19 protein-coding genes are annotated in these 23,499 nt (G+C 55.4%); 13 read left to right on the forward strand and 6 right to left on the reverse strand.

The window, feature by feature from the left end:
- Positions 1-139 precede the first annotated feature (139 nt).
- The 4 genes from BB497_11210 (at position 140) to BB497_11225 (ending at position 4,146) form a co-directional block, all read left to right on the forward strand.
- Complete coding sequence (locus BB497_11210) at positions 140-1,294, forward strand: acyl-CoA dehydrogenase (GenBank protein ID AVI63224.1); 1,155 nt, start codon at positions 140-142, stop codon at positions 1,292-1,294.
- Positions 1,295-1,354: 60 nt separating this feature from the next.
- On the forward strand, positions 1,355-2,470 hold the full coding sequence (locus BB497_11215) for an enoyl-CoA hydratase (protein AVI63225.1): 1,116 nt from the start codon (positions 1,355-1,357) through the stop codon (positions 2,468-2,470).
- 36 nt (positions 2,471-2,506) lie between these two features.
- Positions 2,507-3,406 carry a 3-hydroxyisobutyrate dehydrogenase gene (locus BB497_11220; GenBank protein ID AVI63226.1) on the forward strand — a complete coding sequence of 300 codons (900 nt, stop codon included), beginning with the start codon at positions 2,507-2,509 and terminating at the stop codon, positions 3,404-3,406.
- Positions 3,407-3,519: 113 nt separating this feature from the next.
- The gene (locus tag BB497_11225; protein ID AVI63227.1) at positions 3,520-4,146 is read left to right on the forward strand and encodes a glutathione S-transferase; all 627 of its coding nucleotides are present in this window, start codon (positions 3,520-3,522) and stop codon (positions 4,144-4,146) included.
- 27 nt (positions 4,147-4,173) lie between these two features.
- Here BB497_11225 and BB497_11230 read toward each other — a convergent pair whose 3' ends face one another.
- Positions 4,174-5,094: a 2-dehydropantoate 2-reductase gene (locus BB497_11230; protein AVI63228.1), complete on the reverse strand. Its 921-nt coding sequence runs from the start codon at positions 5,092-5,094 to the stop codon at positions 4,174-4,176.
- 566 nt (positions 5,095-5,660) lie between these two features.
- Between BB497_11230 and BB497_11235 the strand changes: the two genes are divergently transcribed.
- Together BB497_11235 and BB497_11240 are read left to right on the forward strand one after the other, a co-directional pair.
- Entirely contained in the window at positions 5,661-6,956 is a 1,296-nt protein-coding gene (locus BB497_11235; GenBank protein AVI63229.1) for a hypothetical protein, read from the forward strand.
- A gap of 124 nt (positions 6,957-7,080) precedes the next feature.
- On the forward strand, positions 7,081-7,395 hold the full coding sequence (locus tag BB497_11240; GenBank protein AVI63230.1) for an aldehyde-activating protein: 315 nt from the start codon (positions 7,081-7,083) through the stop codon (positions 7,393-7,395).
- A gap of 241 nt (positions 7,396-7,636) precedes the next feature.
- On the opposite strand, the gene BB497_11245 is transcribed toward BB497_11240, so the two are convergent.
- The 3 genes from BB497_11245 to BB497_11255 all read right to left on the reverse strand — a co-directional run bounded on the left by BB497_11245 (position 7,637) and on the right by BB497_11255 (position 11,761).
- Positions 7,637-8,533, reverse strand: a complete 897-nt coding sequence (locus BB497_11245; GenBank protein AVI63231.1) for a transporter — start codon at positions 8,531-8,533, stop codon at positions 7,637-7,639.
- 73 nt (positions 8,534-8,606) lie between these two features.
- Positions 8,607-10,361, reverse strand: a complete 1,755-nt coding sequence (locus BB497_11250) for a long-chain-fatty-acid--CoA ligase (GenBank protein ID AVI63232.1) — start codon at positions 10,359-10,361, stop codon at positions 8,607-8,609.
- A 395-nt stretch (positions 10,362-10,756) separates the two neighbouring features.
- Complete coding sequence (locus BB497_11255; GenBank protein ID AVI63233.1) at positions 10,757-11,761, reverse strand: hypothetical protein; 1,005 nt, start codon at positions 11,759-11,761, stop codon at positions 10,757-10,759.
- Positions 11,762-12,152: 391 nt separating this feature from the next.
- On the opposite strand from BB497_11255, the gene BB497_11260 reads away from it, so the two are divergent.
- From BB497_11260 to BB497_11275, 4 genes are all read left to right on the forward strand, one after another.
- On the forward strand, positions 12,153-12,338 hold the full coding sequence (locus tag BB497_11260) for a hypothetical protein (protein AVI64341.1): 186 nt from the start codon (positions 12,153-12,155) through the stop codon (positions 12,336-12,338).
- Positions 12,339-12,419: 81 nt separating this feature from the next.
- A complete protein-coding gene (locus BB497_11265) occupies positions 12,420-12,827 on the forward strand; it encodes a hypothetical protein (protein AVI63234.1) in 408 nt (135 codons plus the stop codon).
- A 92-nt stretch (positions 12,828-12,919) separates the two neighbouring features.
- Positions 12,920-13,516 carry a LemA family protein gene (locus BB497_11270; protein ID AVI63235.1) on the forward strand — a complete coding sequence of 199 codons (597 nt, stop codon included), beginning with the start codon at positions 12,920-12,922 and terminating at the stop codon, positions 13,514-13,516.
- 24 nt (positions 13,517-13,540) lie between these two features.
- Positions 13,541-15,520, forward strand: coding sequence for a peptidase (locus BB497_11275; GenBank protein ID AVI63236.1), 1,980 nt, complete (start codon positions 13,541-13,543; stop codon positions 15,518-15,520).
- A gap of 25 nt (positions 15,521-15,545) precedes the next feature.
- On the opposite strand, the gene BB497_11280 is transcribed toward BB497_11275, so the two are convergent.
- Positions 15,546-17,468: a DNA topoisomerase III gene (locus tag BB497_11280; GenBank protein AVI63237.1), complete on the reverse strand. Its 1,923-nt coding sequence runs from the start codon at positions 17,466-17,468 to the stop codon at positions 15,546-15,548.
- 227 nt (positions 17,469-17,695) lie between these two features.
- Between BB497_11280 and BB497_11285 the strand changes: the two genes are divergently transcribed.
- Positions 17,696-18,943 carry an ABC-1 protein gene (locus BB497_11285; GenBank protein AVI63238.1) on the forward strand — a complete coding sequence of 416 codons (1,248 nt, stop codon included), beginning with the start codon at positions 17,696-17,698 and terminating at the stop codon, positions 18,941-18,943.
- A gap of 98 nt (positions 18,944-19,041) precedes the next feature.
- Positions 19,042-20,862: a zinc chelation protein SecC gene (locus BB497_11290; GenBank protein ID AVI63239.1), complete on the forward strand. Its 1,821-nt coding sequence runs from the start codon at positions 19,042-19,044 to the stop codon at positions 20,860-20,862.
- A 7-nt stretch (positions 20,863-20,869) separates the two neighbouring features.
- Here the strand turns inward: BB497_11290 and BB497_11295 are convergent, their stop codons facing one another.
- Entirely contained in the window at positions 20,870-22,237 is a 1,368-nt protein-coding gene (locus BB497_11295; GenBank protein AVI63240.1) for an AmpG family muropeptide MFS transporter, read from the reverse strand.
- 127 nt (positions 22,238-22,364) lie between these two features.
- Here BB497_11295 and BB497_11300 point away from each other — a divergent pair, with 127 nt between their 5' ends.
- On the forward strand, positions 22,365-22,883 hold the full coding sequence (locus tag BB497_11300; GenBank protein AVI63241.1) for a peptidylprolyl isomerase: 519 nt from the start codon (positions 22,365-22,367) through the stop codon (positions 22,881-22,883).
- Positions 22,884-23,499 lie beyond the last annotated feature (616 nt).

The raw sequence follows: 23,499 nt of genomic DNA on the forward strand, positions 1-23,499 counted from the left end.
GGCTAAGCGGTTGCGTAGGTTAAGCTAAGTATATAAGTTAACGTAAACGTCAACATTGCCAATAACGACAAATAGCAAAGCCTGTGCCGTCCAACGCCGAATAACACGTTGCCCAGCCATGCTTGTACGGAGGAACGCTATGAATTTTGAGCTAAGCGAAGACCAAGTTGCCTTTTCCGATATGGCGCGGGCATTTGCCCAAAACGAGTTAGAACCCCATGCAGCAGAGTGGGACGCCGAATCCTTCTTTCCAGTGGATGTCATTCGTAAAGCGGGCGAGTTGGGCTTTTGTTCGCTGTACGCGCCGGAAAACGTTGGCGGGCTGGGGCTTTCCCGGCTGGATGCCAGCATTATTTTTGAACAACTTTCCATGGGCTGCACCTCTACAACGGCCTACCTCACCATTCATAATATGGTGACCTGGATGCTGGCGGACTTCGGCACGCCGGAAGCGGTGGAGCAGTGGGGTGAAAAGCTTGCGACGGGTGAGCTACTGGGCTCGTATTGCTTAACCGAACCCAATTCAGGCTCCGATGCCGCATCGCTTAAAACCACCGCTAAGCGCGACGGCGACGACTATGTGCTGAATGGCAGCAAAATGTTTATTTCCGGCGCGGGCAGCACCGATTTTCTGGTGGTGATGGCGCGTACCGGTGGCGAAGGCCCCGGCGGTGTTTCCGCGTTTGCGGTGGATGCCAAAGCCAGCGGCATTAGCTATGGCCGTAAAGAGGAAAAAATGGGCTGGAACAGCCAGCCCACCCGCATGATCACCTTTGAAGACGTGCGCGTGCCTGCTAACCACTTGCTGGGCAACGAAGGCGACGGCTTCAAAATTGCCATGAAAGGGCTAGATGGCGGGCGCATCAACATCGCTACGTGCTCTATCGGCACCGCCCAGCAGGCGATTAATAAAGCCCGGGAATACATGCTGGAGCGCAAGCAGTTTGGTAAGCGTCTAGCGGATTTCCAGGCGTTGCAGTTCCGCTTGGCAGATATGGTGACGGAGCTTGTAGCAGCCCGCCAGCTAGTACGTATGGCGGCCGCTAAGCTGGATTTAGGCCACCCGGATGCGACGGCGTATTGTGCTATGGCCAAGCGCTTTGCGACCGACGTAGGCTTTAAGGTATGCGACGAGGCACTCCAGCTTTACGGCGGTAACGGCTATATCAAGGAGTACCCCATGGAGCGCTACGTGCGCGATACCCGTGTGCACCGCATTTTGGAAGGCACCAACGAAATCATGCGGCTGATTATTTCTCGCCGCGTGCTGGCAAGCGGTGCCGCCGAGCTATAGTTAGCCACAAGGGCAGCCAGTCACAAGGACAATCATAAGGGCAATCACAAGGACAACGGAATGAGTTGCGTACTGTTTGCTGAACACGCCACCCAAGATGGCCATATCATTGGTGAGATCACCCTCAACGCTGAACGCTCTCTTAATGCGCTAACGCTTGAGATGATCGAAGAGATCCTGCCACGGCTGCAAGCCTGGCAGGCTGATGAGCGCATTGTAGCGGTACTGCTGGATAGCGCCGGTGAGAAAGCGTTTTGCGCCGGTGGCGATGTGGTCAACCTCTATAAAGCCATAACCGGCGACGGCGACCCGGATTTTCCTCAGCGCTTTTTTGATACGGAATACCGCCTCGACTACCTGCTACACACCTACCCAAAACCGGTGATTTGCTGGGGTAACGGCATCGTCATGGGGGGTGGTATGGGGCTGCTAAGCGGCAGCAGCCACCGTGTGGTCACCGAAACCTCCCGCCTTGCTATGCCAGAAGTCACCATTGGCCTCTACCCGGATGTGGGGGCAAGCTGGTTCTTAAACCGCCTGCCCAACGGCACCGGGCGCTTTTTAGCCATGACCGGCAGCCAAATCAATGCGCCGGATGCGGTGCACCTGGGTTTGGCCGACCGTGCCATTGCCAGCCAGCATCGCGAGGTGTTGGCCGAACAGCTGCTAGCAGCTACCTGGGGTGAAGGTAGCCAGACCGACGCCCACGGCGTCGTAAACAGCATTTTGCGCGAGCTAGAGCAGGCCTCCCAAGGTGTCTTTGCCGAGCTTGACACCCCGGTTTACAAATCCACCGCGCTAATCCGCGAGTTAATGGATCACGACACCATTGAGCAAGTCGTCGCGGCGATTTTGGCGGTAAACACTGACGACAAATGGTTCAGCAAGGCCCAGAAAACCTTGGCTCACGGCAGCTCCGTCTCCATCAAGCTGATTGATACGCAGTTAAAGCGCGCCAAGCACATGTCGCTTGCAGAAGTGTTTCAGTCGGAGTTGGCGCTCTCCGTGCAGTGCTGCCGCCACCGTGAGTTCCCAGAAGGAGTGCGTGCCCTGTTGGTAGATAAAGATGGCCAGCCAGCCTGGACGTACCCGGATGTCGCCTCCGTAGAGTCATCGTTTATCGATGGGCTGCTAGCGTCACCTTGGGAGGAGAGCCCCCTCGCGGATCTTCGCTAACGCATTTTCGACCACTCTCTAATAAGGACAACAATGATGACCACCGTCGCGTTTATCGGTTTAGGCAACATGGGCGGCCCTATGGCGGCCAACTTAGCAAAATCGGGCTTTCAAGTGCGCGCCTTTGACCTTTCTGAACAGGCCCTGGAAACCGCCAAGTCTCACGGTTGCGACGTGGCGGCATCTGCCAAGGACGCCGCCACCGATGCAGACTTTATTATTTCCATGCTTCCCGCAGGTAAGCACGTACGCGGGCTGTATGTAGATGGCGATACGCCACTGTTTGATGTGATCAAACAGAGCGCCTTAGTGATCGACTGTTCCACCATCGACGCTGATACCGCCCGTAGCGTGGCCGCTGCGGGGGCTGAAAAAGGCATTGGCTTTGTGGATGCGCCGGTGTCCGGTGGGGTAGGCGGCGCCCAGGCAGGTACCCTGACGTTTATTGTCGGCGGCTCTGATGCCCAGTTTGAGCAGGCCAAGCCCGTGCTAGACGTGATGGGTAAAAATATCTTCCACGCGGGCGACCACGGTGCGGGGCAGGTAGCTAAGGTGTGCAACAACATGCTGCTATCTATCTTGATGGCAGGCACCTGTGAAGCGATCAACATGGGCGTGAAAAATGGACTGGACCCAGCGGTGCTTTCCGAGATTATGAAGCAAAGCTCAGGCGGTAACTGGGCGCTGAACGTTTATAACCCTTACCCCGGTGTAATGGAAAACGCTCCGGCCTCTAAGGGCTACCAGGGTGGCTTCCAGGTTGACCTGATGATTAAAGACCTGGGCCTTGCGATGGATGTTAGCCAGCAGAGCGCCTCGCCCGTTCCCATGGGGTCTGCTGCCCGCTCGCTGTTTACTCTGCACAAAGCAGGCGGTAACGGAAACCTGGATTTCTCAAGCCTGCTAACGTTTTATCAGGATAAAAACAGCGCCTAAGTGGTGTAGCGCGTGATTAAGCGTAAGCAAGAGGGCGGCCTATGCCGCCCCTTGTTATAGGGGGCAAGGGTGGGCAAACTCAATCTCTTTATTATGCTCAAAAAGGGACTTCTATGATTACGCTTTGGGGCCGCAACAACTCTACCAATGTTAAAAAAGTCCTTTGGGTATTAGAAACCCTGGCGCTGCCTTACGAGCAAATTCTGGCAGGGCGGGAGCATGGGGTTAATAACACGGCCGAATACCTGGCGATGAACCCCAACGGGCTGGTGCCGCTGTTAAAAGACGACGCCACCCACACCGTGCTCTGGGAGTCCAACGCCATTATTCGCTACCTAGCCGCCCAGTATGGCCAAGGGTCGCTGTGGATTGACGAACCCGCCAAGCGTGCCCAAATGGAAAAGTGGATGGACTGGTCAACCAGTGCGCTCACGCCGCCACACCGTGCACTCTTGTTGGGCTATGTAAGAACTCCCGCAGAGCAGCGCGACATCGACAGCTTAGAACCCATCATCGCCACCTGCGAAAAGCTATTTGTTCAACTGGACAACGCCCTTGCCGATCAGCCCTGGTTCTCTGGTGACGCGTTTGGTCTTGGCGATATAGCCCTGGCCCCGTTCGTTTATAACCTGCGCAATAGCGGCATAACGTGGCAACCCCGCCCGCACCTAGGGCGCTGGTCTAAGCAGCTTGCTGAGCTACCCGCCTACCGCAAAGTCGTGATGATTCCTGTCTCTTAAATAGGGCGCTTGAAGCCAAACCGATAGCTAAAAGCGTGCTTCCAGGGCCGCTAGCTCTGCATCAAGCGCTTGCAGTACCTCATGCGCCAGCCCATGGCGTTGGGCGCTTTCAATCAACGGCCCAAAAATCGCCCCGCGCTCGGTGGGGCGTTTGGCTTCAACATCCTGAAGCATCGATGCCTTGTTGTGCGCGGTGTTCTCCACTACCTGCCACACCAATGCCAACCAGGCTTCCTTACCTTGCCTGCCCGTAGGCGGTTGAATGCCTTCAGCCTGCAAAATCGACGCGACTTCCGTTACTACCGCTGCCACGCGGCCTGCATAGGCTGTTTCCCGCAACTCGCCGTTACGCACGCCATGCAGCGCCACCAGCGGGTTAATCGCTGCATTCACCGCTAGCTTTTGCCACAGGCGTTGGCGAATATCGCCTACCGGTGTAGCGGTAAAGCCTGCCTCACCTAACGTCTGCGCGAGTGTTGCTGACAGCGCACCGCGTTGGTTATTCAGGTCGCCAATAAATGTTGGCCCACGCCCCGCGTGCACCACGCCCTCATCCCCCGTTAGGTAAGCGCCTTGGGTAGTCGTGGCACACAGCACTGGCCCCGGCCACGCCTGGGTAATACGCGGCTGCGCTAAAAAACCGTTTTGCCACAGCACCAGAGGCGTAGCAGGGGGGATAACGCGTGAAAGGCTTTCAAGCGCCGCCTCAGCCGCCATGGCTTTGGTGGTGATATGTACAAAACCGGGCGGTTCATGTGTGTTAGAAGCTAACTGATCAACCGTGAACACATTGAGACGCTGCGAGTGTTGCTCGCCTTCAGGCGTGGTAAGCACTTGCTGCTCAGGCAGTGCTCGGCGGCTAATCAAAGCAACCTCGGTAAGCGGTGCAAGCGAATGGGCTAGCAGGCGGCCAATAGCGCCGGGGCCAAGTATCCAGTGGGTAGTCATTGTTGGGTCTTTAATCAGCAGCGAGAGTGCTGCCTAGCTTACCGTGTTCGTCACAAGGAAATGAAGGCGAGGGTAACAATGCCCAGAGGGGCGGCTAATAGATAGTGACGGCACTAAGCATAATCTGCTAGCGTTAAGGCTAAGCATATTTTGTTAAGGTTAATGAGTTTTCAGTGCACAAGGTAGGGCAGGTACGCATGGCAAACGTAGAGGCAACGAAGTGCTATGCAGTATGAATAGGGATTGTCAGCCAGGAATGCGCGGTTTTCTGGCAAGCCCAATGGGAAACGTGCTCAATCTTGCGGAATTTTTTTATAAAAATGCTTTAAAACAATATGTTGAGAGAGTTGTGCGTATGTTTATACGCAATTCGTAGAGATAACGAAGAATGATAACGCGCATGCGCATTTTTCCAGCTAGCTTTAGAATGAGAATTGATATTTTCCCCTTTATATCAATATATTGGGATGATTTGGCTGGATTGAGGTTTCCAGGGAAACGCGCATGCGCATTAATAAACTGTTAGCGAGCGCCCCGCGGAAAGTTTCCAATTATGGGAGTCAACCTTGAGCGATAGGAAAGGCGGAAAACAATCCCAACTTACTGGCGAGCGAGCTGAAACCAAAGTTCGGGATGCCCTACTGGATGCTGAACTCTTTTGTTCAAAGTATGAGCATGACCGTGGCGAGGATTTACTAGTCGAGCTTGAGGGCTACATTGGACAATCAGATGTTGGTAGCGGACCGAGAATTGGCTTACTTCAGATCAAAGGTCATGAGGCCGAGTCTGCACTTGCCTTTGGAGAAAGTGTTGCGAAGAGGCGGCTTGAGCTGAATCATTTACGACGATGGGCTGCCATACCTCTCCCAGTCTTTGTTGTGGCGGTTGAGCTTGTCGGGAATACGCCGGTGTTCTTTGCAAACTCAGTTGACAAGTTGGTTGGGGAGGTCGCACCAGACGGGCTTGCCGCACTTGAGCAGAAAAAAGTAACAATATCGCTCCCACGGATAGATGAGTTACCTTCATTTCTGAGAAGCGAAATCGCCGAGTTCTATTCGCTTCATGCCTTTCAGCTTTCAGACGTTTCTGAGAATGTAATTGCCAGAAACCATTATGAGATCATTTCCACAAAAAAACCTTTTGTCCTTCCTCAGGCAAATGTGTGGCAGAAGCACATCCGAGTGTTGTGGAAAGGTCCGTGGCGCCCAGCGCATTTCTGGGCAACTCTGAACCATATTGCAGATCAGCTCCAAGAAAAAGATGGGGGGAGGAGAGTCCCTCTGTTGGCAACTGTACATGTATATCGGAGCCTAAAGGACGATCGAGATAACAATGCTATTGCTCATGCATCTTGGCTTGAAGACAAGCATCCAGCTGCGGATCAACTTAGAGAGCGCATCAATTGGCCCAGGGCAGCGCATTGGGCTCGGTTTCAATTTCATGGTAAGTCGGCTCTTGAAGAGCGTCCTGAGTCAGTGAGTATGGAGGAAGACGACGATACATTCATTGCCAAAGCGGAGGAGATTTTTGAGCAGCTTGATTCCATCTGCTTAGACATAATGAATTCATTGACAACTGATTTAAGGTTGCCTGAGCAAAAGCTAGAACGTCTGGAAAGGTTGCTCCATAAGCTTGACGATACTGTTATTCAAGAGCTTGGTCGTCCATCGCCGCAGTTTACCGTGCTCGAAAGGATGATTGATCAATACAGTTTTGTTTTATCAGGGGTTTTTGCTTGGCTAAAAGGAAAAGAAGACGTGCCTGAGGTTAGGAGAAAGCGGTGGCTTGGCCAGGACTTGGAGATGGCGCAGGGCTATTATCGGGCCTACCATCCGATGGCGAAATTGTTACTGGACCGATAGGGGATCTGAATGCTTTACGCTAACAAGTGCAGGCACGGCGACGCCCTTTCCATTGCGCCTTCGGCTCCATTCCAAGGGCGCGCGTGCTGCAAGCGTTAAACGATCAAGAGCAATGGAGGGCTGGATGCATAAAGGCAGTTGTCTTTGCGGGCGCGTCCGCTACGAGTACAGCGGTGGCATTGATGAGGTGTCCATGTGCCACTGCAAACAGTGCCAGAAGGCGCAGGGCAGCGCTTTTGTGGCCGTTGCGCCCATCCTGTCAGAAGGGTTCCATATTACCGAAGGCGCTTGCTATTTAAAGGAGTATCGCGCCAGCCCCAATAAGTCGCGGGTGTTTTGCGCAGAGTGTGGCAGTCCACTGTGCAGCGCGAGAGATGATCGTCCTGAGGTGAAACGATTACGGCTTGGCACGCTTGGATACCCCCGTGCTGCCAAGTAAGCGTTACCACGCATGGGTATCCTCGAAAGCGGATTGGTTTGAGCTGGCAGATGACCTGCCAGCATTCACTGAGCTGCCAACGTCATAGTAAAAGCGCATGCATCTGCACTACAACCGTGCCGCCTGAGAGACCATGGTTGATCGTTAAGTGCCGCAACGGCCAGATTAAGCAGCATTTTCTCTTTAAACACTACAGCGGGGCTGTGAGTAGCCCCGCTGATGCCATGGCTGAAATAACTACCTACGAGGGTTCGACCTTGGCTTGGTCGCGGGCAAGCTCTTCTTGTTTGGTTAGCTTGCGATAAAGTACCGCTACTGCGGTGGAGTTCAGAACGATAAACAGCGAGTACATGACGGGTATCAGTAGAATTAACTGCTGTGTTTCGCCGCTAAAGGTCATGATCACGATTAACGCGGCCAGCGGGCCGTTCTGAATCCCCGTTTCAAGAGACACCGTGCGGGCTTTTTGTGGGTTGAGCTTAAGCACGCGGGAGAACAGGTAACCGAACAGGAAGCCCACTAAACCCAGTAGAATCACCGCCGCATATACCTGCCAGCTGGTTTCCATCAGCAAGCGCCAGTTGCGCGGCGCCCACGTCACCACCAGAAACACAATCACGATGGCACCCAGTACGCCGCCTACCAGCTCGATCACGGCGCCAATATTGGCATTTTTGCGCCGTATCCACATGCCTAGCAGCGTCGGAATCAGCAGCACAAACAGCAGGCGGGCAATCTGGTCGGGGGGAATACGGAAGGCGTCATCAATCCCTTGGGTGTAAAACGCCATCCACAGCGGTACCAAGATAAAGCCCGCCAGCGTAGAGCAGATGGTCATCATGATGCTGAGGCTGAGCAAGCTTCGCGAGAAGTAGGCAAAGATGTTGGAGGTGGTGCCGCCAGGCATACAGCCCATCAGCACTAGCCCAACTGTCTGTTCAACCGAGAGGTTGAGAAGGCGCGCCAGGGCAAAGGCAATAAACGGCATCAGCAAATATTGCGATGAGAAGCCAACCCCAATGGCCTGGGGGTGGCGCATGGAGAGCTTGAAGTCCTTAAAGGTGAGTGATGCCCCCATGCCGAACATAATGATAACCATCATGATCGACAGTAAACTCTCTTCCAGTGAACTCAACATAGTTTTGTACTCAACATAGTGCTGTAACTCCGTGAGCGGCCGCTGTTGTTATGCGGTTATTATTGTTACGCGATTATTGTTGTTTAGCCGCTGCGCGGCTGGCCTTAACAGTGGCGCGAACTTCTTTGCGCAGCACCTTCCCAACAGGTGTTTTCGGTAGCTCATCCCAGAACACGACTTTTTTGGGCACTTTGTAGGCAGCTAGCTCTGTTTTGCAGTGCCGGATGATGTCCTTGGCACTCAGCCCCTGTTCACGCAGTACCACGTAGGCGTGCACCGCTTCGCCGGTTTGGTCGTCGGGGATACCAATTACCGCAGACTCTTGCACCTGGGGTAATCGCGCAATGCTGTCTTCTACCTCGTTGGGGTAGACGTTAAACCCGCTGACCAGAATCATGTCTTTTTTACGGTCGACGATTTGGAAATGCCCATCTTCGGTCATGGTTCCGATATCGCCAGTGTAGAGCCAGCCATCTTTTAAGGTTTTGGCCGTCTCTTCAGGGTTATTCCAGTAGCCTTTCATGATTTGCGGGCCGCGGGCGATAATTTCGCCGGTTTCTCCCTGTGGCACGGTGATGCCTTGTTCATCGACGATGCGAACCTGGGTAAACGGTGCGGGGATGCCGATGCTGTTAGCGCGCTCGTGCCCAATGGGGTTGAAGCAGATAACCGGCGAGCTTTCCGTCAGGCCGTAGCCTTCCGCGATGGGCGTGCCCACTACGCTGCGCCAGCGCTCAGCGACGGATTTATGCAGCGCAGTGCCGCCCGCCATCGCCACTTTCATGCTTTTAGGCGGGTACACCGTGAACCACTCTTCATTTAGCAGGGCGTTGAACAGCGTGTTAACCCCCGATATCCAGGAGATCGGGTAGTTATCAAAGGCCCGCTGGCAGTTTTGAATAGGGCGAGGGCTGGGCACTAGAACGTTGTGCGCGCCTTTGCTGTAAAACGCCAGCAGGTTCACCGTAAACGCGAAGATGTGATAGATGGGTAGCGCGGTGAGAACGCACTCTTTGCCAGCTTCGATATGGCTGCCGACCACTAAATCCACCTGTTCTAAGTTGCTCAACAGGTTGCCGTGGGCAAGCTCCGCCCCTTTGCTAACGCCAGTGGTGCCCCCGGTATATTGCAGCAGCGCGGTGTCTTCACGGGTGATGTCCTGCCAGTAACTGGCCACATCAATATGTTGTTTGGCTTGGGTGGCTTGGCCCGTTTGAATGGCCTGCGTGAGCTGAACGGCACTTAAAGAGTGCTTGGGGATGGCTCTGTTCCAGTACTTCAGCACGGCATCCAATACCGTGCGAACCACCGGTGAAAACCACTGTGAGAGTGAGGCCAGCACCACGTGCTTAATCTGGGTGTTAGGGAGCACATCTTCTAGTTTGTCGGCGAACATATCCATGATCACCAGCGCTTGCACACCAGCATCGTTGAACTGGTGCTCCATTTCCCGGCGCGTGTAGAGCGGGTTGACGTTCACCAGTACACAGCCCGCTTTTAGAATGCCAAAAATGGCCACGGGCAGAGCTAAACAGTTGGGCATTTGCACCGCCACGCGGTCGCCTTTGGCAAGGCCTAGGGTCTCGCGCAGGTAAACCGCAAAGGCATCGGAGAGCGTGTCCGCTTGCTGGTAGGTAAGCGTGCCATTCATGCCGTTGGGCATGCAGGTGGTGAAGGCGGTATGAGTGCCAAACTGCTTGGCCGCCGCGACGATCATGGCGGGAATATTCGCAAAGCGTTGCTGCTGCGCTTGATCCTTAATCGCGTCATTAGTGGTGCCATAAAGATGTGCCCACGGCGCGCCGTCATAGACGTGATCATTTGACATGCACATTCTCTTCGTTGGGGCCCTTTAACGAAAGTGGCCGTTGTTTTTGTTAGCTGCCTACACGCTTATTTCACGCATTGGCACTTCTATGGAATAACGCAGCCACTGAGTTTAAGTCAACCGTTTTAATTTATGCTCTGAGTAGGCAAGGCGTTTAATGAGGTGGCTATCAAAAGCGGGCGAAGCACGAAAGAGGTGGGATGCCAAGCAATCGGCCGTCGAGAAAGTCAAAGCAAGCATTCGGTGATGGCATGGTTCGCGATCTTAGGCTTGCAAAGTGGGTCGAGGGTTTCGATGATTTATATTTGGCATTGATTTTAGTGGTCAACAAGCAATGCGGGGAGCTGCGTAGCCGCGTTGACAGCCTTTAAGTGGGCGGCTACATCAGCAATTCCCTACGTCACTTTATCTCCCAGCGTATGCTCCACCCAGAGCTTTTGAACCGTGATCATTGCCACGATGGCGAGCGGTGCGGCGAGTATTAGCCCAGCCGCCCCGAAGATAAGGCCGAGGAGTACTTGCACAGTGATGAGAAGCGCAGGGGCGAGTTCGACCGCCTTGTGTTGAATCATTGGCACCAAGACGTTTCCCTCGATGTTTTGAATCACGATGTAACCCACCAGCACAATCAACCCTGTTTGCATTCCTTCTGTAAATCCCACCGCCACGATGGGCACTGCCGCAATAAGTGGGCCGATGAACGGGATGAAAGTAAGCAGCGCCGTTAAGACCCCGAGCGCAAACCAGAGCTCGATGCCGAGCAGGAATAGCCCGAGCCCAACGGTGACCCCAAGGAGCGCCATTGACACGAGTTGCCCTAGAAACCACCAGCGCAGGGCATGGGCGAGGGAGGATAGTGTGTCTTCTGCTAGGGGCCGGCTGTTGGGTGGTACAAGGCGCACCGCTCCCCGCCGATAAAGCGCCGGTTTTGCTGCCAAGAAAAGTGTAAGTATGACCAGGATGATGAGGCTCGTTAAGGCGCCGACCGCCGTCATGACATGCCCGGCTATTTCGCCTACGGCATCGGCAAGGTCGCCGTTCTCGGCGTTCATCTCCTCCAATATGTTTATGTCGGTGTGCTCCGTGAGCCAAGCCTGCACTTTCTCACCAAAATCGACCACCGTCTCGCCTAGTTCCCGAAACTGCTGCACGAGGCTTGCCGCCGTAAGCCCCAGTGAGCCGATGAGGATCGCTGTAATGCCGGTCGCAACGCCGACAAGCGCCCATCCGCGAGAGAAAGGCAGCTTTCTTGCGATTGCCTGCGCAAGCCCGTCTAAACCGACCGCAAGCAGAACGGCCGCAAATACGAGAAGGAGTACCTCCCCGAGGAGGTAGCCGATCAACATAAGTCCTGCTGTCAGTAGTATCGTGTCGGTTCTGATCAAGCGTTTTGATTCCATGCGTTTCTCTCTCCATTGTCGCCACTACACAAGATACAACAACATGAAGAGTCGCACCGACGAACGTGAACACGCCAAAGGTTAGGGCTGGGGCTGTTTTTTCATAATGACGTTAACACCCTGGCATAAAGCGCGGAGTCTTCTTTATAGTTATGTTTGCTGCCTTGGTTCAGGCGCAGCGATTACGTTGCCACATTTTTATCTTTCAGCAAGGGAGCACACACTTCGGAGGCTCCTGGCCGAATCGAGTGCTTTCTTCCATATTTTAACGCCTACGATTATGTCGGTGGCATCGCTTGACCCGAACTTAAGGCCCTCCAGCTTTTCGAACTTTGGGAAGGTCGATATTGCGGCACCAGGGCGCGATGTATTTTCGTCATGGCCCCGGCCGATTAATTTCAAGACGATTAGCGGTACCAGTATGGCAACACCACGCGTTGCGGGTGATATTGGCTGCATAACCGGATCAGCAGATACCGCCACGGCGGATCGGTTAAAGAAGATTGAAGGCGTTGTGGATATTGCACCCGATATGCAAATCGAGATTGGGCCGCCAGACGCTGGAGAAACCTGGTAAGCCCACTGATGTCCGTATGGGAAGGCTGTCAATGTCTCAAAAACACGCCACTTATTATTTAGTTGCCCAGGGTGAGTGTCCATGTCCCCGCAGTTGTTGCTCCTGCTAGCTGATGCCATTTTGTTCATCCACGTGCTGTTTGTGGCATTTGTGGTACTTGGCTTGGTGGCCATCTATGCGGGGTATTTTCTGGGCTGGCGGTGGGTACGCAACAGTTTCTTCCGCATTACGCATCTATGCGCCATTGTCTATGTCGTCGTGCAATCCTGGTTAGGCATGGTGTGCCCTTTGACGATTTGGGAGATGGCGCTGCGGGCCAAGGCGGGCGTAGACACCTATGGAGGCTCCTTTATTCAGTACTGGCTGCATAACCTTTTGTATTTCACCGCGCCGGAGTGGGTGTTTATGCTGGTGTACACCCTATTTGGTAGCTTAGTGGTGGCGAGTTGGTTTGTTGTACGGCCCCGTCCACGTCCGCGCCATCACTAATACGTTTAAAGCGCTTAAGTGCTACTATTTTTGCTATTAGATGAAATGCAGCTTGCTGCACTCTCGCTCCCATCTCCCAACAAGGAAGGATCATGACGATTACGCTCATCATTGTTTTAGCGATTCTCGCGGCTGTTGTTTTTTATATCGTTGCCATCTACAACCGCCTGGTGGCATTGCGAAACCGGTTCCAGAACGCCTTTGCCCAGATTGAAGTGCAGCTGAAGCGCCGTCACGACCTGATTCCTAATCTGGTAGAGACGGCAAAGGGCTACCTCAGCCATGAGAGGGAAACGCTTCAGGCGGTCATTGAGGCCCGTAATACGGCGTCGGCGGGCTTGAAAGCGGCCGCTGCAAACCCGGGTAGTGCCAAGGCAATTGCCGATTTAGGCGGTGCTGAAGGCGCGCTGACACAAGCCATGGGACGGCTTAATGTGGTGATGGAAGCCTACCCAGATTTGAAAGCCTCGCAGAACATGCAGCAGCTCTCTGAAGAGCTCACCAGCACTGAAAACAAAGTGGCGTTTTCGCGCCAAGCATTTAATGACTCCGTAATGCACTACAACACCTACAAGCAGAGTTTCCCCCAGGTGGCGGTGGCCGGTATGTTCGGCCATGGCGAAGATGCTGCGTTGCTAGAGTTTGAAGACAGCGCCCAAATTCAGGTGGCGCCTAAGGTGTCGTTCTAAGTAACCGCGGAGTGGATAGGGCTAATGGATTTTTTTACTGCACAGGATCACGCTCGCCGCAAAACCGGGCACTTGGTTGTTTTACTCATACTCGCCGTGCTCGCCCTGATTATTGTCACCACGCTGGTCGTTGTCCTTACGCTGCATTTTATGGGGGGAGAGCAATCTGCTGCCCAAACAGATCTCTCGGTTGACGGGGTAATGTCCGCTTTATCCCTCGAGCTTGTGGCGGGTGTGGCAGCGGCGGTGATTGTTGTTGTGGTGTTAGGTGGGTTGTTCAAGCAGCACCAATTAAGCCGTGGTGGCCGGGCAGTGGCGGAAGCGTTAGGTGGGCGCGAGATCAATCTAAATACTCGCGATGCTGACGAGCGCCGAATCCTCAATGTGGTAGAAGAGATGGCCATTGCCTCAGGAACGCCGGTGCCCTTGGTTTACGTGCTAGAGGAGGAGGGCATTAATGCCTTTGCGGCAGGCTATCGGCCCAGCAATGCGGTGATAGGTATTACCCGTGGGGCAATTCGCAGCTTAAACCGCGACGAACTTCAAGGCGTGGTCGCCCATGAGTTCAGCCATATTCTGCATGGTGACATGCGGTTGAATATTCGCCTGGTGAGCATACTGCACGGCATCCTGTTAATTGGCCTGCTGGGCGGAACACTGCTGCGCAGCATGCGTTTTCGTCGAGTGGGAGGCAACAAGCGTGATAACTCGGCAATGGTGGTGCTGGCGCTTGGGGCCTCGCTAATGCTGATCGGCTACGCGGGCACCTTTTTTGGTAATTTGATCAAATCAGCGGTCAGCCGGCAGCGGGAATATTTGGCGGATGCCTCCGCCGTGCAATTTACCCGTAATCCCAAAGGCATCGGTAACGCACTGGTGAAGATTGGTGCACATGCGCAAGGATCTAACCTGCAAGCGGCCCATACGGCAGAGTTCAGCCATCTGCTATTCGGCCAGGGGATGCGGTCAGGGTTTACGCAAATGATGGCGACCCATCCGCCACTTAACGACCGTGTCCAGCGGGTAATGCCTGACTGGGACGGCCGCTTCGAGGTCGAACCGCCCCCGCAACAAGCCGAAAGTGACACCTCACGCGCAGAAAGCCAAGCACGGCCGGGAGCAGGGTTTAGAGCGGGTATTCGAACAGGCATGCAAGATGCTGATATGGCCGGTGCGGGCGTCATCTCGGCTATATTAACCGGCGCTTCTGCTCAAACCGCCATTGGCGCCATGGGCAAGCCCGATCAACGCCACCTAGCGCATGCGCAGTCAGTGCTCAACGCCTTGCCAGCGCCGATAAAAGAAGCTGCCCATGAGCCTTATACCGCTCGTGCACTGATCTATGCGCTGCTGCTAAGCGATGAGCAGGCGGTGCGAGAGCATCAGCTAAAGGCGTTAGAGCAAGCGGCCCTGCCCGATGTGTACCAAGCATTACTGGCGTGTGGGCCTGAGGTCTCAAGGCTGGATGTACACATGCGGTTGCCGCTGATCGAGCTGACACTGCCCGCGTTACAGTCACTTTCCACCGAGCAGGGCCAGCACTTTCGCCTCTGTATGGAGCGGCTGATTGATGCGGATGGCAAGGTTAGCCTGTTTGAATGGACGCTCTACCAGCTGGTGTTAAACAATTTGGGTGAGCAGCATGGCGGGCCTTCTAACCTCAAGTTAAGCGACCTTAAAGGGGAGTGCCAGCAGCTCCTCGCGGTGCTGTCTGCCGCCGGGCAGGATGACCCCACAGAGATTAGCGCCGCACTGACAGCGGCTGGGAATGAACTGCCTTTTGACTTGGCGGAGGTAGAGGGTGCCAGCGACATGCAGGCACTAAGCCTTGCTGTTGAGCGTTTGCGGCGCCTTAAACCATTGCACAAGCCAGCGTTGCTGCAGGCTATGGCACGCTGTATTGAGCATAGCGGGCGCATTCTGCCTGCCGAGGCTGAGCTGTTCCGGGCAATGGCCGATATCCTCGACTGCCCCATGCCGCCGCTGCTTTCAGACGAGTCTTAGGCTTCCACCGCGTTTAAACGCTTTTTTACTTTCCAGCGGTGCGTTTCCGGGTCGTTGTATTTTTTTTTCTTGTATAGCTTTTCTTGGTTGCCGCCCCGCGCTTTGCGGGTGCGGCGGCCTCGCCTTGGGCCGTTTGTAGGCTTTGGCGCAGCTTGTGGGCATCGCTTTGCTGCAGCAGGGCGTGGAGGTCATCAAGCAGGGCGTGCTGAAACGCGCCGGGGTCGTCTTGTTGCTCTGAAATAGCCCGTAGGCGCTGCTCCCATAGGGCGGTGCGCTCCGGTGTGCTTACCGCGCTGGGCAGGGCGGCGATCAGCGCACAACCGAGTTTGGTGGCGCGCAGGGCTTTTTGCTTTCGCACCAAGTAGCCGCGCTGCACCAGGGTTTCGATAATGCCTGCGCGGGTAGCTTCGGTGCCTAGGCCGTCGGTGTCGCGTAGGGTGCGGCGTACGTTTGGGTTGTCCACGTAGCGGCCAATGTTCATCATTGCTTTGATTAAACTGGCATCGGTGAACGGTTCTGGTGGCCGGGTCTCTTTTTCCTCCACGCCTGCGCCAAGTGCCTGGCAGGCTTCGCCTTGGGTGAGCGGTGGCAGCGGCGGGGTATCTTCGCGGGTGGTGAATAACGGCTTCCAGCCGGGGTCGAGAATACTTTGGCCGCGAGCGCGGAAGGCTTCATCCAGCAGCGTGAACTCGGCTTTCACTTCAAAGGTGCGCAGCGGGCGGTAGAACTGCGCCATGACGTTGCGCACGATCAGTCGAAACACGTGGCCTTCGGTGGCGGAAAGCTGGCTGAAATCGGCGGGCTTGCCGGTGGGGGCCAAGGCGTGGTGCGCGCCGACCTGCTTATCGTTCCAGGCTTTCGAGCGCAGAGTGAAGTCGGCCCCGTTGAGCCATCCACATAGTGTGTCGTCATTCTGGCAAGCGCTGGTCAAGCTGCGCTGGGCAAGCGCTAGGTGCTCTTCGGGCAGGTAGCGGCAGTCGGAGCGGGGGTAGGTAATCAGCTTGTGCTGCTCGTAAAGCCGCTGGCAAATATCCAGCACCATCTGGGCGGAAAGGCCGTGGCGGCGGGCGGCATCGACTTGCAGGGCAGAGAGCGCGTAGGGCAGCGGGGGCGCTTGACGTTTTTCCTGTTGGTCGAGTGTCGTCAGCGTGCCGGTTGCGCCGGGAAGCTTCGCGGCCAGCGCATCAGCAGGGGTACGTTCAATCAAGCGGCCTTGATCATCCAGCGGTTCGTGCTCTTTGGGCGCCCACCAGGCGCGCAGCTGGCCTTGAGTAACCTGTAGATCCACCCATAGAGGGTAGAACGGGTGGGGTACAAAATCGCGTATGGCGTTGTCCCGGCGAACAATCAGCCCGAGTACCGGCGTTTGAACGCGGCCCACAGAAAGTACGCCGTCGTGCCCCGCTTGTCGGCCGGTTAGGGTCCAGGCGCGGGTGAGGTTAATCCCGTACAGCCAATCGGCGCGGGAGCGCGCCTGGGCAGCCTGAAATAGTGGCTGATACTCGGCATTCGGCCGCAAGCTGGCCAGCGCGCGGCTGACGGCTGGTCGGTTAAGGTCGCTAATCAAAAGCCGCTGCACCGGGCCACGGTACTTCAAGTGCTCGATCACCTCTTGTACCAGCAGCTGGCCTTCTCGGTCTGGGTCGCCTGCGTGCACGACACTGGTGGCTTGCTTAATCAGCTTGCGTATGGCTGCCAACTGGCTACGTGCCTTGGGCCGGGGTATCAGTTTCCACTGTTGGGGAACAATGGGAAGTCGATCCAGCCGCCACTGTTTATCGGCGGGGTCATACGCTTCTGGTGGCGCTTGTTCCAGTAAATGACCAAGACACCAGGTCACCGTGGTATCGCCGCACACAATTGCTCCTTCCTGGCGTTTGGCACTGCCGGGCAGCGCGTCAGCAATGGCGCGGGCAAGGCTGGGTTTTTCGGCGATAATCAAGCGCATGCAGTCAAAGGCCCTAGCGAGTGGTGGCAAGTGATAAGGTGCAAACGGCCACTATAGTAGCAGAACCCGCAAGGCGGATATCGTGCGGCCTATGTTGGGGCCTGTGATTGCGGAGTAGCGCTAAGTAATTGGCTTGAAAAATAGCATTGATACTTTATTCGTATAGTTTTTGTATAAATTTTGCGAATTGAGTAAGCTGTCTGAAAGTATTCAACGAGGCGGTTTCCATGCGCGAGCGCGGTAGAACACGACGTTTATTAGGGTTGGGCGCCCGCACGGGCGGGGCGCTGCTAAAAACCCGCTTAGGCGGTCAGGCTGATTGGCGGGCTCTGGGTGAAGCTCTATTTGAAGGGCTTTCTGAATTAAAAGGCCCCGCGATGAAGCTGGCGCAGATTATGTCCCAGTGGGATGACCTGCTGCCGCCTGACTTAGCCAACGAGTTGGCGCGTTTGCAGCGGCAGGCAGAACCCATGCCCTGGCCGCGTATTCGCGAAGCGCTGGTGTTGCAGTATGGCGATATTGATACTTATTTTAGCGACATCGAAGAGCGCCCCTTTGCCAGCGCGTCTATGGGGCAGGTGCACAAAGCGGTCACTCATGGCGGAGAAACCGTGGTATTGAAAGTGCAGTATCCTGGCTTGGCAGATGTGCTGGAAAGTGACTTAAAGCAGGTAAAGAGAATCATGAGCTTGGGCCGCTGGTTCAAAGTGCCCCAAGCGCGATTAGATGCGCTATTTGATGAATTGGCACAGGGCCTGCGTGAAGAGCTTGATTACCATGCAGAGGCCCAAGCGCTGGCCCGCTATCGCGAGCGCTACCAGAATAACCCGCAGTTGGTGATCCCTGAGCCACTGTTCGAGCTTTCCGGCCAGCATGTGCTGGCTATGCGCTATGTGGGCGGTACACCGCTACGCGATTTAGAGAGCGCCGACGACACTACCCGCCAAAACGTTGCGATGGCACTGGCCGACTGGATTACCGAAGAGCTATTTACCTATCAAGAGCTTCACGCCGACCCCCATGCGGGCAACTTTGCCTGTGATGACCAGGGCCGTCTGGTTATTTACGATTTAGGGGCCGTGATCCCTGTGCCTGAAGCGCGCCTAAAAGCCATGATGCAGTTATTGGATGCCACGTTAACCAAAGACCCCATGGCAATGGACGACGCGCTAATGAAAATGGGGGGGCGCCAAGGGCAGGGTGCGCCGCTGGCGCTCTATAAGGAGTCGGCTGATTGCGTGTCACCGCTGTTCGCCCCCGGCGAGCAAGACTTTAGCGATGTACGGGTTCACCGCCGCCTGCGTGAGCTAACCCCCAAAGTGTGGGCCGCCATGGATCGCCTTCAACCCCCTGCCGATACGCTGCTGCTTTCCCGGGCGCTAAACGGTCACTACTGGAACTTGGTGCGCCTTAAAGCGCGGCTGGATATGTATAGCCGCACCGAACCGCTGCTTGAATGGGCGCGTAAGCCCTAAGCGATTGCCGCTGCGAGAGCGCTGCCAGCCATGCTAGACTATTGCGCTTTTCAATTGGGTTATAAAGATTAATAGTCTTGAAGACAGTGGAGACGGCAATGCTGGCGGTATGGGTCGATCAACTGCTGGGATTTGCCTCTGGGGCACTCTCGGCAATCAGGCAGCAGGAGCACTACCCCGATTTTATGACCTGGGTACGTGGCAAAGGCGCTGAGGCATTTAATGGTAATGTCGCCACCGCTCAGGCGTTAGCGCCCATTTTATGGTCACAAACACCGTTAGAGCGGTTGGATTTTGCCAGTGAACCCTTGGCCACCCCTGGCCGTAACGAGCCCTGCTGGTGCGATTCCGGTCGCAAGTATAAGCAGTGCTGCTATCGCGTTGAGTTCCCAACAGATATCCCCGAACAGATGATGTGGATGCTGTCACTTCGCGAGTGGAAAGGAGCAACGCTAAAAGCGGCGCTTGAGAGCCAGCAGGCGCCTCCCCAGGCGCTTCTAGAAGCGGGGCTCATTGCTGCCGAGAGTGGCCAAACCGGACGTTCAATGCAGATTCTTGAGTCGCTGTTTGATGGCAGCGACTGGTCGCGGCTGCCGGAACAGGCAGAGCCTGCCTTTGAAATCCTCTTGGATATCTATCAAGAGCGGGGCTTTACCCGCAAGCGTGCCGACCTGCTTGACGAGGTAATGGAGCGCGGGCCGCTGTTTTTACGCGGCGTGGCCCTTGAACGGCTCTGCCTCATGCACTTGGACAATGACGACCTGGATAGCGCCCGTGGTGCCTTTGTGAAAGCCCAGCAGGCGCTGCCGGATTCCCCCACGCTTGCCTACATCGAAGCGATGCTGCTGCTGCATGAAGGGCACGAGAGTGAAGCCAAAGAGCGCGCTGATTTTTGGTATCGTCGTTTGGTGCGTCAGGGCGATTTGGATGAAGAACAGCTCGATTTTCTTGCCGCATTGGCTGAAAACCCTGGCGCAACGCTGGCCGACCAGCTGCTTAGCGCTGAAGAGGACATGGCAACACCGCTGGTGTCGTTGCAGGCGCTCTTGGCCGCGCTGCCCACTGCCCCTAAGCTCTCTTTTGAACAAGATGGCGAAACCGGTAGGCTGCTCTACACCACCACCGCACGAGAAGAGTCGCTGTTTGCCGCTTGGCACGAGCAGTTTCAGGTGTTGGTGGATGAAGATGTAGCGTTAGGGTTTCGGGACGACCCCTGGGGCAATGCCATCGAGTGGATGTCGGCGCTTTGTGCCCATCCAGAGTGGTTGGATGCCCCTCAGGTGGTGCAAGACGTAACCCTTGCGCTCACCAGTCGCTTTGGCAGCCTGCCGTGGATGGCGCCAAGCTTGCTGGCGCCGCTGGCGCTTCGCCTTTCTCGCTGGCTGGAGCAGGCACGTGCTGCGGGTGACGGTAGCTTGTGCTGGGATGATGCGGATAACGCCATGCTGCTACGAACAGGGCTGGCGCTAGTGGTGGGTATGGAGCGCGGCGCGCGCCAGCACTCCCGCGAGCTAGCCGAAGAGCTGCTCGCAATAGATCAAGAAGATAGCCTGGGCCTAAAAGAGCTGGTGCTTGACCAACTGCTGCGGGATGACCGCAACGAAGAAGCACTGGCGCTTACCGAGGAGCCCCATAAAGACGACGGCTCGCTCGTGTTAGGGTTACTGATGGGGCGTACCTTGGCACTTTACCGCCTTGAAAAACACGATGCCGCCGAAGCAGCGCTAACCGAGGTGGTTGGCCATAACCGCCACGCCCTGGAGCTGATTTGTGCCGAAAGCCCTCGGCCCTCCTTGCCTTACGCCGATGGCCAGGTTGACCCTGGCTCCCGGGCAGAAGCATGGCAATACCGCACGCTAATGCGTGACCAGTGGCGCACCACCCCAGGCGCTCTGGAGTGGCTGAATAATCACCGCTAGCCGCCCGTTAGCCTGCTTTTACCAGGGGAGCGGGTACCAATTGCTTGTCTCGGCTTATCCAGATGGCTAAAGCGATCGCGGGTAGGCCGAGCAGGGTAGCCACTACAAAGAACGTGGCGTATCCCTGAGCGGTGACGACTAATCCACCAAAACCGCTGAGAAACTTGCCGGGTAGCGTCATTAGCGATGAGAACAGGGCGTACTGAGTGGCGGTATACGCGCGCGAGGTAAGGCTTGAGAGAAACGCGATAAACACCGCGCTCGCCAAGCCGTTAGCCAAGTTATCCCCGACAATGGCCATGACCAGCATCGGCAGTTGCTGACCAGCAAGTGCTAGCGCCGCGAACAGTAGGTTTGTGAGGGTAGCGACCGCAGCGCCGAAGACCAGCAGCGGCCCAATGCCATAGCGCGCTACCAGCAGCCCGCCAAGAATACCCCCAGTGATGCTCATGGCGATGCCAAATACGTTAGTCACATTAGCGATGGTCGCCAGGGAAAAGCCTAAATCGATGTACAGCGGGTTAGCCATGGACGCCATGGCCAAATCGCTAATTCTAAACATTGCAATAAACACTAAAATGCCCAGGGCTTTTACACCGTAGCGCCGGAAAAAATCGGTGAACGGGCAAACAATAGCGCCGATTGCCCAGGCACCAAAGCGGCGCAGCATTTTGGGTTTGCCGCGGCTGGCACGGATAAAGGCCCGCACTTTAGGCTCATGAATAAGTTGAATTGAGAGTGAGGCGCGCTTTGGCTCAGGGCGAATCAGCACGGTAATTACGCCAATACCCACCAGCGCCGCCATGGTGAGGTAGGCGACATTCCAGGAAACTGCTGAGGCGACGTAGAGCGCCCCGGCACCGGCCGCCAGTAGGCCCGCGCGATAACCAATAATATAGGTAGAGGCCATGGCGGCCTGCATATCGTCATCCGCAGACTCGATCCGGTAGGCGTCGATGGCAATATCTTGCGTTGCAGAGCCAAACGCCACCAGCAAGGCAAATGCCGCTACCCAGCCCAGGTTGCCCACGGGGCTTAAGCCCGCCAAGCCAATCAGCCCGGCGGCAATCATCCCCTGGGCCAGCAGCATCCAGCCGCGTCGTTGTCCAAAGGTCCGGGTCAGCAGTGGTAGCGCTAGGCGATCCACAATCGGTGCCCAAAAGAACTTGATGGAGTAGAGCATGCCAATCCAGGCAAAAAAGCCGATGGCGGCTACTTCGACGCCGTCGCTTCGCAGCCACGCTGAAAGGGTGGAGAAAACCAGCAGAAAAGGCAGGCCAGCAGAAAAGCCCAAAAACAGCATGGTAATGACAGGCGCACGCAAATATATAGCAAGCGCAGCAAGCCAACTGCGCTGGGGCGTGGGGGTGGGCATGTTACATAAACTCCAAGAAAATCGGGGCAAAGGCCTGCTGTAAAAAGGCCCGCTATAAAAACGGTCAGTGATAGACTAGGCCAAACATCCATGACAACGCCGACAGCTTACCGGAGAGGAGTTTTCCATGTCGATTACGGCACATCAGGTAGTGACCTTACACTATGTACTTAGCGACGTACTTCACGATGGTAGTACCCACGTGTTGGATGACTCCCAGGCGCGCAGTCAGCCGCTGGAGTACTTGCACGGCCATAATAATATCTTACCCGGTTTAGAACGCGTGCTAGAGGGAAAAGAGGCAGGCACAGAGCTTCGCGTGACATTAGCCCCCGCTGAGGCTTACGGGCTGCGCAATGAAGATTTGGTGCAAGAGGTGAGCCGAGCGTCTTTTGGTAGCGCTGAGCTTGCGCCTGGCAGTCGCTTTCAAACCGAAGGAGAGGCAGGCCCGCAAATTGTAACTGTGCTGAGTATTGACGGTGACCGCGTCACGGTGGATACCAACCACCCCTTAGCAGGTCATACCCTTCGCTACCAAGTAACCGTGTTAGACGTAAGAGAAGCGACCCGGGCTGAACTGGCTAAAGGACATCCGCTTCCTCCCGGAACAGAGCATAGCAAGGTAGAAGATCGCAAAGTGTTGTGAGTGTATGACGTTCAGTTTGCAACTTAAAAGCCCCCTCCACGAATACGACTGCCTCGATAATAAGCGATGAGCATCCTAAAAAATGACATGTATCAAGTTCTTTACCGGCCCGGTTTTGGCTACTTGTAAAGCTTGATCTAGGTCAGTTTCCCCTAACGCTTACCCAGTATGATGAAGTCATACATCACGGCGGGAGGGGAAGCCATGTACTGGGATGATACTGTTATTTTTAGCTTAGTCACTATCGCGTTAGTGATCGCTTTTATGATCGGCTGGGCAGGCTTTGTTATTCGCGATCATCTTCGTAAGGATGAGCGAAAAAAGCCTTAGCGCAATCGGTTGTTACCATCGTCAGGGGAGGGGGCTTACTGTTATCAGTAAGCTTCCTGTTGCCGGCCCATTTGGGTCGGCTTTTTTGTTTTTCGTCTTTTCGTCTTTTCATCTTAAGTTAATATGCGTTGAAAACAGGTGTGTTAATGCCCTGGTATAGTGCTTTTACCATAATAAGTGCTTACCACTGGGGATTCTCTGCCATGAACGCTGCTAGTTTACGTGTTGCGTATGCCCAGCGTTTCAAAAAGCAGGTAAAAACGGGCTTCGCGTATCTATTGATCAA

It is taken from the genome of Halomonas sp. GFAJ-1, assembly GCA_002966495.1.
Taxonomy (GTDB): domain Bacteria; phylum Pseudomonadota; class Gammaproteobacteria; order Pseudomonadales; family Halomonadaceae; genus Vreelandella.

Excerpts from the sequence above, each read along its gene's own strand:
- BB497_11215 (AVI63225.1), top strand. The coding sequence starts at position 1,355 with ATGAGTTGCGTACTGTTTGCTGAACACGCCACCCAAGATGGCCATATC.
- BB497_11220 (AVI63226.1), top strand. The coding sequence starts at position 2,507 with ATGACCACCGTCGCGTTTATCGGTTTAGGCAACATGGGCGGCCCTATG.
- BB497_11290 (AVI63239.1), top strand. The coding sequence starts at position 19,042 with ATGCTGGCGGTATGGGTCGATCAACTGCTGGGATTTGCCTCTGGGGCA.
- BB497_11280 (AVI63237.1), bottom strand. The coding sequence starts at position 17,468 with ATGCGCTTGATTATCGCCGAAAAACCCAGCCTTGCCCGCGCCATTGCT.
- BB497_11300 (AVI63241.1), top strand. The coding sequence starts at position 22,365 with ATGTCGATTACGGCACATCAGGTAGTGACCTTACACTATGTACTTAGC.
- BB497_11275 (AVI63236.1), top strand. The coding sequence starts at position 13,541 with ATGGATTTTTTTACTGCACAGGATCACGCTCGCCGCAAAACCGGGCAC.
- BB497_11285 (AVI63238.1), top strand. The coding sequence starts at position 17,696 with ATGCGCGAGCGCGGTAGAACACGACGTTTATTAGGGTTGGGCGCCCGC.
- BB497_11240 (AVI63230.1), top strand. The coding sequence starts at position 7,081 with ATGCATAAAGGCAGTTGTCTTTGCGGGCGCGTCCGCTACGAGTACAGC.
- BB497_11230 (AVI63228.1), bottom strand. The coding sequence starts at position 5,094 with ATGACTACCCACTGGATACTTGGCCCCGGCGCTATTGGCCGCCTGCTA.
- BB497_11295 (AVI63240.1), bottom strand. The coding sequence starts at position 22,237 with ATGCCCACCCCCACGCCCCAGCGCAGTTGGCTTGCTGCGCTTGCTATA.
- BB497_11245 (AVI63231.1), bottom strand. The coding sequence starts at position 8,533 with ATGTTGAGTTCACTGGAAGAGAGTTTACTGTCGATCATGATGGTTATC.
- BB497_11255 (AVI63233.1), bottom strand. The coding sequence starts at position 11,761 with ATGGAATCAAAACGCTTGATCAGAACCGACACGATACTACTGACAGCA.
- BB497_11270 (AVI63235.1), top strand. The coding sequence starts at position 12,920 with ATGACGATTACGCTCATCATTGTTTTAGCGATTCTCGCGGCTGTTGTT.
- BB497_11210 (AVI63224.1), top strand. The coding sequence starts at position 140 with ATGAATTTTGAGCTAAGCGAAGACCAAGTTGCCTTTTCCGATATGGCG.
- BB497_11250 (AVI63232.1), bottom strand. The coding sequence starts at position 10,361 with ATGTCAAATGATCACGTCTATGACGGCGCGCCGTGGGCACATCTTTAT.
- BB497_11225 (AVI63227.1), top strand. The coding sequence starts at position 3,520 with ATGATTACGCTTTGGGGCCGCAACAACTCTACCAATGTTAAAAAAGTC.
- BB497_11265 (AVI63234.1), top strand. The coding sequence starts at position 12,420 with ATGTCCCCGCAGTTGTTGCTCCTGCTAGCTGATGCCATTTTGTTCATC.